This is a genomic window from Flavobacterium sp., from assembly GCF_027531905.1.
Taxonomy (GTDB): domain Bacteria; phylum Bacteroidota; class Bacteroidia; order Flavobacteriales; family Flavobacteriaceae; genus Flavobacterium.
Map to the genome: position 1 here is coordinate 17,294 of NZ_JAPZSU010000067.1, position 14,221 is coordinate 31,514.

Here is a 14,221-nt window from a genome sequence, read left to right on the forward strand (position 1 = left end):
ACTTTTGAATTAAATTTATTTAGAGCACTTGAAAAAGAATACCACAAAAGTAGTTGCATTTCTTCTAATTGCAATAATTATTTCGGCATGTAATGCTGTAAAACGAGTTCCTGAGGGCAAATTTTTACTAACAAAAAATCAAATAGTAGTAAATGATAAACCCATCAAGGATCAATCGGCATTCGATCAAATGTCTCAAAATCCGAACGGAACTTTTGGCGGTTTTAAGCTACGATTAGCGTTATACAATGCAGCAAATTTAAATCCAGATTCTACTTATCAAGCCAAATTCACCAACAATCCAGGAAAATACGAACGAAAAGCCAAGTGGTTGTCTGCAAAACAAGTAGACCGACTTGGAGAATCATTTTATTACAAAGGCATTCATAAATTTCTAAAAAAAGTAGGCGAACCTCCTGTAATCATTGACACGATTAAGACCCAAAAAACAGTTAATCGTTTAAACAATTACTATTTTAATAATGGCTATTTCAACGCCAAAACCTCCTACTCTATTGATACCGTTGGCTTTAAAAAAGCAAAAGTTAAATACAAAATTGCTTTATCAGATCCTTTTATTTTAGACACCATCAGCAGAGTGATTTCGACACCGGCCTTAGACTCGCTCTACAATTCGACTAAAGAAAGTAGTTATATTCAATCAGGGAAACAATATAAAACGAGTGATTTTGAAGAAGAAAAAAACAGAATCACCACTTACTTCAGAAACAACGGGGCTTATCACTTTCAACCCAACAATGTGACTTTTGACATAGATACCATTGGCAAAAAAAACAAAGCCAATGTAAAAATGATCATTAAAAATTACTCGTATCAAAAAGACGACTCAACTTATACCGCTCCTTTTAAGCTTTTTAAAATAAGTGATGTAAAAATTTACACCGACTTTTCAGCAAAAAATCCACCCGAAACTGTAACTGATAGCACAGAATACAAAGGATTTCATCTGTACAGTCATGGAAAGCTAAAATACAAACCATCTGCCATAACAGATGCAGTCTTCTTGACAAAAGGTTCTTATTTTGGGGACTACAAAACGGTCCTTTCTAATCGTTCTTTAAATAATTTGAAAATATTTGGCTACCCAAGTATCCAATACGAAGTAGACCGAAAAGATAGTACCGCTCAATCCCTTATTGCAAAAATATATCTTTCGCCAAGGAAAAAATTTAGCTTTGGAACTACTTTGGAGGTAACCCATTCTAATATCCAAGATTTTGGGATTGGAGCCAGTATAACCGAAACGATTCGAAATGTATTTAACAGGGCCGAAACATTGGAAATTGGTCTTAGAGGCAATATTGGTTCTTCTAAAGATTTTGCTAACCCGAATGACGCTTTTTTCAATGTAACTGAATATGGAATCAATTTAAAATTAAACTTCCCTCGTATTTTATTCCCTATCAGTACTGATAAAATCATCCCTAAACGAATGATTCCGTATACGCAAATTTCATCGGGATTCAACAAACAAAGAAACATCGGATTAGACAAAGAAAACTTTACTGCTTTATTCACCTATAACTGGAACCCAATTCGTAATAATACTGCTCGAGTAGAATTATTGAACGTTCAATTTGTACGAAATCTAAATCCAGACAATTATTTTAATGTCTATGGCTCTTCTTACAACGCTTTGAATAAAATAGCTAAAGACTTTAACACCAACACAGACTATATAGATTACGAAACAAAAAACCTCATAATTAACTCCGGAACAGATGGATTTATTAATGACGTTTTAAACCTTAATACTGCTATAAAATTTGAAGATAAAGAATTTAAAGAAGTATTGAGCATAGAAGAAAGAAGGCAACGATTGACAGAAAACGACTTTATCCTTGGAACAAGTTACACTTTTACTCAATCCACAAAAAAAGACAACCAAGACAATGACTTTTACCAATTTAGAACCAAAATCGAATCAGCGGGAACTTTATTGAGTTTGATCGCCAAAGCCAGCAACCTACCAAAAAGCTCCTCAGGCAAATACGAAATCTTCAATTTGCCCTATTCAGAATATCTAAAATTAGAATTAGACTATATAAAGCATTGGGATTTTTCGAAAGAAAACATTGTTGCCTTTAGAAGTTTCTTCGGCATTGCGCTCCCTTTTGGAAATGCAGATTACATTCCTTTCTCGAGAAGTTATTTTTCGGGAGGGACCAATGACAATAGAGCTTGGCAACCCTACAGTCTAGGGCCAGGAAGTAGCGGTTCTATTCTTGATTTCAACGAAGCCAACATGAAGATTGCTTTAAGTGCCGAGTACCGTTTCAAAATTGCAGGAAGTATGAAAGGTGCTTTTTTCGCAGATGCTGGAAACATTTGGAATGTATCTGATGCAATGGAAGTAGAAAGCGCCAGATTTAATGGACTCGAAGACTTAAAAGAAATTGCTCTTGGAACAGGATTTGGACTACGATATGATCTTAGCTTCTTTGTAGTTCGATTTGACTTAGGTTTTAAGACTTACAACCCTGCTTACCCAATTGGAAATCGTTGGTTTAAAGATATAAATTTCACAAAATCGGTCTTAAATTTTGGAATTAATTACCCGTTCTAAAATTAGAAATGATTAATTTTGCAAACTGATAAGTAAAAAACAAATAACTTAAAAAATAAGTAAAATGGCACACAACATAAAACCAGGAGTTGCTACTGGAGACCAAGTACAAGAGATATTTAAATATGCAAAAGAGAAAGGCTTCGCGCTTCCAGCAGTAAATGTAACTGGCTCAAACACCATCAATGGAGTTCTTGAAACAGCAGCAAAATTGAACGCGCCTGTTATTATTCAATTCTCTAATGGTGGAGCGCAATTCAACGCAGGAAAAGGACTTTCAAATGCAGGAGAAAAAGCAGCAATCGCTGGTGGAATCGCTGGTGCAAAACATATTCATACTTTAGCAGAAGCATATGGTGCAACTGTAATTTTACATACTGACCACTGTGCAAAAAAATTATTGCCTTGGATTGATGGTTTGTTAGATGCTTCTGAAGCGCATTTTGCAACTACAGGAAAACCATTATTTTCTTCACACATGATTGACTTGTCTGAAGAGCCAATCGAAGAAAACATCGAAATCTGTAAAGGTTATTTAGCTCGTATGAGCAAAATGGGAATGACGCTTGAAATCGAGTTAGGTATTACAGGTGGTGAAGAAGATGGTGTTGACAATTCTGATGTTGATAGTTCAAAATTATACACTCAACCTTCTGAAGTATCATACGCTTACGAAGAATTATCAAAAGTAAGCCCACGTTTTACTATTGCTGCTTCTTTTGGAAACGTTCACGGTGTTTACAAACCAGGAAACGTGAAATTGACTCCAAAAATCTTGAAAAACTCTCAAGACTATGTTCAAGACAAATTCAACACAGGACATAACCCAGTTGATTTTGTATTCCACGGAGGTTCTGGATCTACTTTAGAAGAAATTAGAGAAGCTATCGGATATGGTGTAGTTAAAATGAATATCGATACTGATTTGCAATTTGCTTTCACAGAAGGAATTCGTGACTATATGGTTAACAATTTAGAGTATTTGAAAACTCAAATTGGTAACCCAGAAGGTGCTGATGCTCCAAACAAAAAATACTATGACCCAAGAAAATGGTTAAGAGAAAGCGAAGTGACTTTTAATGCTAGATTAGAACAAGCATTTGCTGACTTAAACAATGTAAATACACTATAAAAAAGTGATTCACTTTTAATTTTAAGTGTTCAGTTATCAAAAACTGATAATTGAACACTTTATTGATTAATAAACAGAATACTTGATTACTGAACACTGAATACTAAATAAATGGCTTGGTTTAAAAGAAAAGAAAAAGGAATTACTACCGCTACCGAAGACAAAATGGACATCCCAAAAGGGCTTTGGTACAAATCACCTACAGGGAAAATTATAGATGCTGACGAATTAGCACGTAACTTATATGTTAGCCCAGAAGATGATTTTCATGTTCGAATTGGTAGTGCAACCTATTTTGAAATTTTATTCGACAACAATGAATTTGTTGAATTAGATAAAAACATGAGCTCGAAAGACACTTTACATTTCGTAGACACCAAAAAATATTCAGACCGTCTAAAAGATGTGATGGACAAAACACAACTCAAAGATGCTGTTAGAACTGGCGTTGGAAAATCTAAAGGAAAAGAGTTAGTAATTTGCGCAATGGATTTTGCTTTCATCGGAGGATCTATGGGGGCTGTGGTAGGAGAAAAAATTGCTAGAGGGATTGACTATGCCATCCAAAACAAATTACCTTTTGTAATGATTTCCAAATCAGGAGGTGCTCGTATGATGGAAGCTGCCTATTCCTTAATGCAATTGGCCAAAACATCGGTAAAATTAGCACAATTGGCAGAAGCAGGATTACCATACATCTCTTTATGTACAGATCCAACCACCGGAGGAACCACCGCTTCTTACGCCATGTTAGGCGATATTAATATCTCTGAACCAGGAGCATTAATTGGATTTGCAGGACCTCGTGTAGTTAGAGACACTACTGGTAAAGATTTACCAGAAGGTTTCCAAACTGCAGAATTTCTTTTGGAACATGGTTTCTTAGATTTCATTACCCCAAGAAAAGAATTGAAAGACAAAATCAACTTGTATATTGATTTGATTCAAAACAACGATATTCGATAAGTCTTTTTACTTTTAAATACAAAATCCCAAGGAATTCTTGGGATTTTTTTTATTCAATAAACTAAAACATTTAGTCACTCTTTGACAAACCATACTACATCCCTGTTCGAATTGCCTCAACAGGATCTAAATTAGCAGCAGAAATAGCAGGTAAAATACCCGAAAGCAAACCAATAAAAGCTGCCAAACTTGTTCCCAGAAGAATATTACCAAAACCTAATACAAATTCGAAATCCAACGCATTGGTCAACACAATTGCTATAACCCAAACAAAGAATAATCCAATTAATCCACCAATTAAAGAAAGAATAACCGCCTCAAACAAAAACTGAAACAAAATAAATCGATTTTTGGCTCCTAAAGATTTTTGAATGCCGATTAAATTGGTTCGTTCTTTTACCGAAACAAACATAATATTCGCAATTCCAAAACCACCAACCAACAAAGAAAAACCACTAATTATCCAGCCAACCACATTCATTTGCCCAATGATTCCATCGATAAAATCAGTAAATCCTGAAAAAACATTAATGAAAAAGTTATCAATTTCACCTGCTTTTAAACCGCGAAAAGCTCTGAGTTTTTGCGTAATTTCACCTTTATAAGCCTCCATATCTACCCCTTTTTCGGGCTTGAATATGATTACATTCGTCAATCCATCATTATTATCTCCAAATAATTGACGTACAAAATTCACTGGAATAAAAGCAGACGTATCGTCTTCATCAAAAATACCCGAGCCTTTCTTCTTTAGCACGCCAATCACTGTAAAACGTTTCCCATACAGGCGCACCGTTTTGCCAATTGGATCACTACCTTCGAATAATGACGAAGCGATTTCATCGCCCAAAACAATCACCGAAGCACCAGAATTGGCCTCAGACTCGTTATAAAAACGGCCTTTTTCAAATTCTAACCCTTGAATATCAATAAACTCATGAGAAACCGGCACAATATTGACGTCACTAACCGTTTTTGATTCATGTTTTATGGATTCTCTTTTGGTAAAAATCTGATACCCCATTTGGTCTGTATGGGTCATTGCCCCTTTCATATAAATGTATTCATCATATTTTACATTCGGAAACTGTTCTCTTTTCCACTGCGGAATTTCTGAAGGACCAAAAGAAAACTTCATCAGATAAATGGTGTTTTTATCTAAACTACTCAAATCCTTGGATATTTTTCTATCCAAAGAATCGACCGCTGCCAAAACTGCGATTATTGAAAAAATACCAATGGTAACCCCTAATAAGGAAAGTAAAGTCCTTAATTTATTAGCCAACAATGCATTCATTGCAAAACTAAAACTCTCTTTCAACAATCGAAGATAAACTAGCATAGACTTAAAAATTGTGTTAGGTAAAATTCATTAAATTTTATTCAAAAACCTAATAAATATAGTACTTCCATAAGTACGAATTTAAATAAAAATGTTACAGCATTTCCTGTGAATTTATTTATAAAAATTAACTATTTTTGCACTTTCAAAAAAACTACTACACATGAGCACTACTAAAAAAATACAATCAGCCTTAATTTCAGTGTTTTCCAAAGACGGATTAGAGCCAATTGTTAGAAAATTACACGAACAAAACGTTGTTTTTTATTCTACTGGAGGAACCGAAGAATTCATTAAAAACTTAGGCATCCCTGTAATCCCTGTAGAAGACGTAACCTCTTATCCTTCAATTCTTGGAGGCAGAGTAAAAACCTTGCACCCAAAAGTATTTGGTGGCATTTTAAATCGTCAAGACAACGAATGCGATGTGCAACAAATGATGGAATTTGAAATCCCTCAAATCGATTTAGTAATTGTTGATTTGTATCCTTTTGAAAAAACGGTTGCTTCTGGCGCAAGTGAAGCCGATATTATAGAAAAAATTGACATTGGTGGTATTTCATTAATTCGCGCTGGTGCCAAAAATTTTAAAGATACCGTGATCGTTTCATCAATGGATCAGTATGGTTTATTTTTAGAGATGATTACCAATCAAAATGGAAACACTACTTTAGAAGATAGAAAACTTTTGGCTACCAAAGCATTTCACGTTTCTTCGCATTATGACGGAGCTATTTTCAACTACTTCAATACCGACGAAACAATTTATAAAGAAAGTATCGCTAACGGTCAAGTCCTTCGTTATGGCGAAAATCCACATCAAAAAGGGTTTTTCTTCGGAGATTTTGAAGCAATGTTCGATAAAGTTCACGGAAAAGAATTGTCTTACAATAATTTACTAGATGTTGATGCTGCCGTAAACTTAATCAATGAATTCAAAACTGATGGCCCTACCTTTGCCATTTTGAAACACAATAACGCTTGTGGACTAGCCACTAGAACCACTATTAGCGAAGCATACAACGCTGCATTAGCTTGCGATCCAACCTCTGCTTTTGGTGGCGTTCTTATATCCAATACCAAAATAGATGTTGCTACTGCCACAGAAATCAACAAATTATTCTGCGAAGTTGTAATTGCTCCAGCTTATGACGCAGAAGCTTTGACAATTTTACAAGAAAAGAAAAACAGAATCATTTTAATTCAAAATGAAGTAACCTTACCAGAGAGACAAGTTCGTACGTGCTTAAATGGATTATTGATTCAAGATCGAAACAATATCACAGATCAAGCATCAGATTTGAAGACAGTAACAACTACAGCACCAACTGAGCAAGAAGTTAAAGATCTTATTTTTGCTTCGAAAGTGTGCAAAAACACCAAATCAAATACGATTGTTTTTGCTAAAAACGGTACGCTTATTGCATCAGGAACAGGCCAAACCTCAAGAGTTGATGCTTTGATGCAAGCTGTAGACAAAGCAAAAGCATTTGGATTTAGTTTAGAAGGTGCTTCTATGGCAAGCGATGCCTTCTTTCCTTTTCCTGACTGTGTAGAATTAGCCAAAAAAGCAGGAATTACCGCTGTTATTCAGCCTGGAGGATCCATTAAAGATGAGTTAAGTATCAACTATTGCAACGAAAACAATTTGGCAATGGTATTTACAGGAACACGTCATTTTAAACATTAATTTGTTTAACTTTGTTTAATAATTTTTACAATACATAAAAACCTATGGGATTTTTTGATTTCATGACTGAGGATATCGCGATAGACCTTGGTACCGCAAACACTTTAATCATTCACAATGATAAAGTAGTTATTGACAGTCCTTCTATTGTCGCTAGAGATAGAGTATCAGGCAAAATCATTGCCGTTGGCAAAGAAGCCAATATGATGCAAGGAAAAACGCATGAAAACATAAAAACAATTAGACCATTAAAAGATGGTGTAATTGCGGATTTTGATGCCTCTGAAAAAATGATCAGTATGTTCATCAAAAGTATCCCTGCGCTAAATAAAAAAATGTTTACTCCAGCATTGCGTATGGTTATCTGCATTCCATCAGGGATTACCGAAGTTGAAATGCGTGCCGTAAAAGAATCTTGCGAACGAGTAAACGGCAAAGAAGTATACTTAATTCATGAACCAATGGCAGCCGCAATTGGTATAGGTATCGACATTATGCAACCAAAAGGAAACATGATTGTAGATATTGGAGGAGGTACTACAGAAATTGCTGTAATTGCTTTGGGCGGAATTGTTTGTGACAAATCTGTAAAAATTGCAGGGGATGTATTCACGAATGACATTGTTTACTATATGCGTACCCAACACAACCTTTTTGTTGGAGAAAGCACCGCTGAAAAAATAAAAATCCAAATTGGAGCCGCTATAGAAGATTTAGAGAGTCCACCAGAAGATATGTCTGTTCAAGGGCGTGATTTATTAACTGGTAAACCAAAACAAGTAGAGGTTTCTTACCGTGAAATTGCTAAGGCATTAGACAAATCAATACAAAGAATCGAGGATGCTGTGATGGAAACTCTTTCGCAAACACCTCCAGAATTAGCAGCCGATATTTACAATACAGGGATTTATCTAGCTGGCGGAGGTTCTATGTTGAGAGGACTTGACAAACGAATTTCTCAAAAAACAGATTTACCAGTTTACATTGCGGAAGATCCATTGCGAGCTGTTGTACGAGGAACTGGTATGGCCTTAAAAAATATTACTAAATTTAAAAGTATCTTGATTAAATAAGCATTTTCAAAAATCAACTTATATAACCCATCCGCAATTATCACTTAATTATTCCATTACAAAATGCAGCAAATATTTAATTTTATTACTAGAAACAGTTATAGAATACTGTTTTTGCTGCTTTTGGGGATATCATTAACACTCACTATTCAGTTTCATTCCTTTCACAGAAGCAAAGTCATAAGCTCCGCTAATGTAGTAAGTGGCAGCATTTATAAAGAAATAAATGAAACCAAAGAATACTTAAACTTAAGAAAAGAAAACGAAGACTTAGCGCTAGAAAACGCGATGTTGAGAAGCCTACTCTTTCAGGTTAAAGACTCCGCTTTTATGTCAAAACTCGACACTATCAAAGGAGTAAAACCCTCGGATATTGTAGTTGCCAAGGTAATCAAGAACTCTTATAGCGTTTACGAAAACTATCTTACCCTTGACGCAGGTGCCAAACAAGGTATTAAACCTGATATGGCTGTAATCAATAGTCTTGGAATCGTAGGAATTACGGATGACACTTCAGAAAACTACTCAACTGTAGTTAGTATTTTGAATAAAAAGTCTAGAATTAATGCCAAAATAAAAAAATCCAATCATTTTGGATCATTGATTTGGGATGGAAAAAGTACCGGTTTCGTTCAATTGGTCGATGTGCCTAGACTAGCTACCATTCATAAGGGTGATACAGTTGTTACAGGAGGCCAATCTGTCATTTTCCCAGAAAACATTAATATTGGTACAATTCATAGAGTTTTTCGTGATAAGGATAATCAAACTAATTTTTATACTCTCGAAGTCAAACTATTTAACGACATGACGAATTTGGGTCATGTTTATATTCTTAAAAGCAAAGGAAAAGAAGAAATTACAAAATTAGAAAACCAAAGAAAGAAGGATGAATAGTACATTGATTGTAAATTTTTTCCGTTTTATAGCATTATTAGCAATACAAATCGTTGTTTTTAATAATATGAATTTCTATGGCTATATTAGTCCCTTTCCTTATATTTTGTATATTATATTGTATCCTGTAAACGGTAATAAATCAACTTTGCTTGTCTCAAGTTTTATGCTCGGTTTGATTATGGATATGTTTACAAATTCGGGTGGAGTACACGCTACAGCATGTTTAATTTTGGCTTACTATAGACCTTATATTTTTAAATTCTCTTTTGGTCTTAGTTATGAATACCAAACGGTAAAACTAAACGATGTACTGACCCCGGAACGGTTCTCATTTTTGCTCATATCCATTCTTTTACATCATATCATTCTATTTACACTAGAAGCTTTTGAATTTAGTTTTATCCTTGATGTAGCATTAAGAACCTTGCTAAGCACTGTTTTTACTTTACTTTTATCTATCACCATCATATACCTTATTAAGCCAAATAAACGATGAGAAAAGTCTTGTTGCCTGCTTTAATTATTATTGGCGCTGCACTGCTTGTAATTCGAATATTTTACCTTCAAATCATTGACGACACTTTTAAATTAAAGTCCGAAAACAATGCTATAAAGATAAAATACGATTATCCTGAGCGTGGTTATATTTATGACCGATTTGGAAAACTATTGGTTGCCAATCAGGCTTCCTATGATATCATGGTAATTCCAAGAGAAATTAAAAATTTAGATACCTTAGAATTCTGTCAACTTTTAAATATAAAAAAAGAAGATTTTATTAAAAATATTGAAAAGGCTAAAGTGTACAGCCCAAGACTTCCTTCCGTATTTTTATCACAATTGAACAAGGTTGAATTCGCTGCTTTTCAGGAAAAAATAAGAAATTTTGAAGGGTTCTATTTTCAAAAAAGGTCCTTAAGAGATTACCAAGCCAATTTTGGCGCCAATATTTTTGGATTTATCACCCAAGTAAATGATAACATCATCAAAAAGAACCCATACTATAAAAGTGGAGATTTGATTGGTAAACAAGGAGTAGAAGAAAGCTATGAAGAAATTCTACGAGGAATTAAAGGAGTAACCTATACACAGAAGGACAAATACAACCGTGAAATTGGCCCATACAAAGACGGGCGTTACGATACAATAGCGGTTCCTGGAAAAGACATTACTCTAACAATAGATGCAGAAATTCAAAAGTATGGCGAAGAATTGATGGTCAATAAAAGAGGTGGAATTGTTGCTATTGAACCAAAGACTGGTGAAATTCTGGCTTTAATAACAGCACCTTCTTATGATCCTGGTATTCTAGTAGGAAGACAACGTTCAAAAAACTACACCAAATTGTATCGTGATTCTATTGCAAAACCGCTTTATGACCGAGGACTTTTGGCTGAATATCCCCCAGGTTCTCCTTTCAAAATCATGACTGGACTTGTAGCCCTTCAGGAACAGGTAATCGACGAAAACACAACCGTAGCATGTCATCACGGATTCAGTTATGCTAGAGGCCGCTTTATGCGTTGTCATTGTCGCGGAGGTCTGTTGCAATTACATCGTGGAATCTATGAATCTTGTAATGCGTATTTTGGAACAGCTTACATGAGAACTATTAATAAGTATGCTAAACCAGGTTATGCTGTTGACGTATGGAGTGACCACGTAAAAAGTTTTGGTCTAGGTCAATTTATGGGATATGATTTACCAACAGGACGTAGAGGAAAAATCCCTACTTCAGCTACCTATAAAAAAATGTATCCAAACGGGGGCTGGAGAAGTACCGCTATTGTTTCAAACGCTATTGGACAAGGAGAAGTCTTAATGACCCCGATTCAATTGGCTAATATGATGGCAACTGTTGCTAATGAAGGCTATTATTACACCCCTCACATCATCAAAAAAATTGCAGGAACTACTATTGATAAAAAATTCACTACTAAGCACGTAACTACCATAGATAAAAGTCATTTCAAACCCATTATTAGTGGACTTTTTGATGTTTATAATATGGGTACAGCAGCTGGTTTGAGAGTAGAAGGCATTGACATTTGTGGAAAAACAGGAACTGCCGAGAATTTTGCCAAAATTAATGGGGTTAGAACGCAGTTAAAAGACCACTCGATTTTTGTGGCTTTTGCCCCAAAAGACAATCCTAAAATTGCCATCGCCATAATGATTGAAAACGGTGGATTTGGTTCTACTATTGCGGGACCAATAGCTAGTTTGATGATTGAAAAGTATTTAAAGAAAAAAATCACAAGAACAGATCTTGAAACTAGAATACTCAATACAAGTTTGCAAGGTCAATATGCAAAATTAGGCGGATTGAATGAGGATGTAAAAAGAGAGTTACGAATTAAAGATTCTATTGCACAACTCAAATTAAAGAAACAAAATCCAAAACTTACGACTGAAGTAAAAATGGACAGCACCAAGAAAAACTAAATCATTTGTACTAAAATGAAAAACCAAAGTATAACTAGCAATATTGACTGGATTTGTGTACTAATTTACATAGCACTTGTTGTTTTAGGATGGCTAAACATTTACTCTTCTTCTCTATCCTCTGAAGAAGGCACCTCAGACAAACAATTGATATTTATACTATTTGCTATTCCTTTAATCTTTACAGTGCTTTATGTAGATGGCAAGTTCTATGAAAAATATGCGTCTATTATTTTTGCAGTTTCACTAATATCATTACTTGGTTTATTTGCGTTTGGTAAAACGATTGCAGGTCAAAGATGCTGGTATGCCATTGGTAGTTTTACCCTACAACCCTCAGAATTTGCAAAAGCTGCAACAGCTCTAGCCTTAGCAAAGTATCTGAGTGACCCGCAGATCAATCTTAAAGAATTCAACAGACAAATTCAAGCATTAGCGATCGTCTTTTTGCCTGTAATGCTCATTTTACCTCAGCCAGACCCAGGTAGCGCATTGGTTTACAGCATCTTTATCATTGTCCTGTATCGCGAAGGTTTGCCAGGATGGTATGTTGGAACCGGGTTTGCTATCATACTTCTATTTGTATTAACTTTAGTTTTAGAAACCTATGTTGTGATTTTATTTGCCGCCTTGGTATTGTTAGCCATACATTTTAAATCACGCTTAGCCGATAGAAACATCCTCAGAAGCTTTCTGATTTTAGCTTTAATTTCAGGATTTGTTTTTTCCGTTAGTTTTGTATTCGACCATGTGTTCAAACAACACCACAGAGATCGTTTTAATATCGTATTAGGCAAAGCGGTAGACGACAAAGGATTTGGTTACAACACCAATCAATCTGAAATCGCCATTGGCTCTGGAGGTTGGCTAGGAAAAGGATTTTTAGAAGGCACTCAAACCAAAGGAGGATTCGTACCTGAACAACATACCGATTATATCTTTACTACCGTTGGAGAAGAATGGGGCTTTTTGGGGGCAAGTGTTGTCATCTCTTTGTTTGTCATTTTGTTATTGCGCATCATTTATTTGGCAGAAAGACAAAAAACAAAATTTAGTCGAGTTTACGGCTATTCTGTGGCGGCCATACTATTCTTGCACTTTTTTGTAAACATAGCGATGGTAGCTGGTGTATTCCCTACAATTGGTATTCCGTTGCCTTTCTTTTCTTATGGAGGTTCAGGACTCTGGGGATTCACCATTTTACTCTTTATTTTTATAAAAATGGATGCGAACAAAGTAAATGAATGGTAAATCAATTAAAACTCCATTCTTTGTAGCTAACTTTTTTTTCTAATTGATTTTCAATAGTGTCTGGCAGCTGAGGAAAAAAGTCTATTCCCGTTAATTTTTCAATTTGATCAACGGATACCACATATTCATACAGAGGTTTAGTACTCGCTCTATTTGGAATCAAAAAAGCAATTAAACGGTATTTACCCTGATTTTCATCCAAAACTATTTTGTAAAAATAATTGGGTACTGCAACTTTTTCTTTGCCAATAGTTTTTAAATTAGGTGCTAAAACCCCTGCTGTAACAATAAATAATCCATCATATTTTACCGCCCAGTATCTAACTTTTTCTTCTAATCGATTCCATATTCCGCTATTGAATTCATGATCCTGAGGCGAAATATTTGAGGTTAAAAAAGTAGCTTCATAGGCTTTTTTATTAAATTCTCTATCAGCAGCTGGACATAAGTGCCCTTTGTCATAGCCAGATTTTTTGTAATTACGCCAATCGGCTGAATTTGTAGTTACTCTATTATCTTGAATAAAAAAAGGGCGTTTAAAGTGGGCATTAACAACCTGTTCTTTCTTCAATTCATAAGCTACCCACTCCGCTTGTTCATACTTTTCATGATAAGATAAAGTATAAAAATCATGATCTACAATTGCTTTAGTGGTAGACTTTGGCAGAAGATTTATCTTAGCACCATTAGATTGATTCAAAGCAAATAATGTAGTAGTAACAGTATTTGATTCAACAAAATTACTTGTACCTTTTTGTTCTTCCACAAAAGAAAAAAATGGGATAAAAAGAAATAAAACTAAATACTTACTCATATTCTAATGCTTAAGAGATTA

The 14,221-nt window shown here is 34.9% G+C and carries 11 protein-coding genes; 9 read left to right on the forward strand and 2 right to left on the reverse strand.

Going from position 1 to position 14,221, the window contains the following annotated elements:
- Positions 1 to 28 precede the first annotated feature (28 nt).
- The 3 genes from O9307_RS14145 (at position 29) to accD (ending at position 4,685) form a co-directional block, all read left to right on the forward strand.
- Positions 29 to 2,587, forward strand: a complete 2,559-nt coding sequence (locus O9307_RS14145; protein WP_298300494.1) for a BamA/TamA family outer membrane protein — start codon at positions 29 to 31, stop codon at positions 2,585 to 2,587.
- A gap of 64 nt (positions 2,588 to 2,651) precedes the next feature.
- Entirely contained in the window at positions 2,652 to 3,719 is a 1,068-nt protein-coding gene (gene fbaA, locus O9307_RS14150; protein ID WP_298300497.1) for a class II fructose-bisphosphate aldolase, read from the forward strand.
- A gap of 111 nt (positions 3,720 to 3,830) precedes the next feature.
- Positions 3,831 to 4,685: an acetyl-CoA carboxylase, carboxyltransferase subunit beta gene (gene accD / locus O9307_RS14155; RefSeq protein WP_298300499.1), complete on the forward strand. Its 855-nt coding sequence runs from the start codon at positions 3,831 to 3,833 to the stop codon at positions 4,683 to 4,685.
- A 94-nt stretch (positions 4,686 to 4,779) separates the two neighbouring features.
- Here accD and O9307_RS14160 read toward each other — a convergent pair whose 3' ends face one another.
- Positions 4,780 to 6,027: an ABC transporter permease gene (locus O9307_RS14160; RefSeq protein WP_298300503.1), complete on the reverse strand. Its 1,248-nt coding sequence runs from the start codon at positions 6,025 to 6,027 to the stop codon at positions 4,780 to 4,782.
- A gap of 163 nt (positions 6,028 to 6,190) precedes the next feature.
- On the opposite strand from O9307_RS14160, the gene purH reads away from it, so the two are divergent.
- The 6 genes from purH (at position 6,191) to rodA (ending at position 13,386) form a co-directional block, all read left to right on the forward strand.
- On the forward strand, positions 6,191 to 7,717 hold the full coding sequence (gene purH / locus O9307_RS14165; RefSeq protein ID WP_298300506.1) for a bifunctional phosphoribosylaminoimidazolecarboxamide formyltransferase/IMP cyclohydrolase: 1,527 nt from the start codon (positions 6,191 to 6,193) through the stop codon (positions 7,715 to 7,717).
- A gap of 44 nt (positions 7,718 to 7,761) precedes the next feature.
- On the forward strand, positions 7,762 to 8,790 hold the full coding sequence (locus O9307_RS14170) for a rod shape-determining protein (RefSeq protein WP_064715550.1): 1,029 nt from the start codon (positions 7,762 to 7,764) through the stop codon (positions 8,788 to 8,790).
- Positions 8,791 to 8,853: 63 nt separating this feature from the next.
- Complete coding sequence (gene mreC / locus O9307_RS14175; RefSeq protein ID WP_298300511.1) at positions 8,854 to 9,687, forward strand: rod shape-determining protein MreC; 834 nt, start codon at positions 8,854 to 8,856, stop codon at positions 9,685 to 9,687.
- Positions 9,680 to 10,186 carry a rod shape-determining protein MreD gene (locus O9307_RS14180; RefSeq protein WP_298300513.1) on the forward strand — a complete coding sequence of 169 codons (507 nt, stop codon included), beginning with the start codon at positions 9,680 to 9,682 and terminating at the stop codon, positions 10,184 to 10,186. The genes mreC and O9307_RS14180 overlap by 8 nt, the downstream gene beginning before the upstream one ends.
- Complete coding sequence (gene mrdA / locus O9307_RS14185) at positions 10,183 to 12,135, forward strand: penicillin-binding protein 2 (protein ID WP_298300515.1); 1,953 nt, start codon at positions 10,183 to 10,185, stop codon at positions 12,133 to 12,135. Before O9307_RS14180 ends, mrdA begins: the two co-directional genes overlap by 4 nt.
- Positions 12,136 to 12,150: 15 nt before the next feature.
- Complete coding sequence (gene rodA, locus O9307_RS14190; protein WP_064715546.1) at positions 12,151 to 13,386, forward strand: rod shape-determining protein RodA; 1,236 nt, start codon at positions 12,151 to 12,153, stop codon at positions 13,384 to 13,386.
- A 1-nt stretch (position 13,387) separates the two neighbouring features.
- On the opposite strand, the gene O9307_RS14195 is transcribed toward rodA, so the two are convergent.
- Entirely contained in the window at positions 13,388 to 14,200 is an 813-nt protein-coding gene (locus O9307_RS14195) for a DNA/RNA non-specific endonuclease (RefSeq protein WP_298300520.1), read from the reverse strand.
- Positions 14,201 to 14,221: the final 21 nt, after the last annotated feature.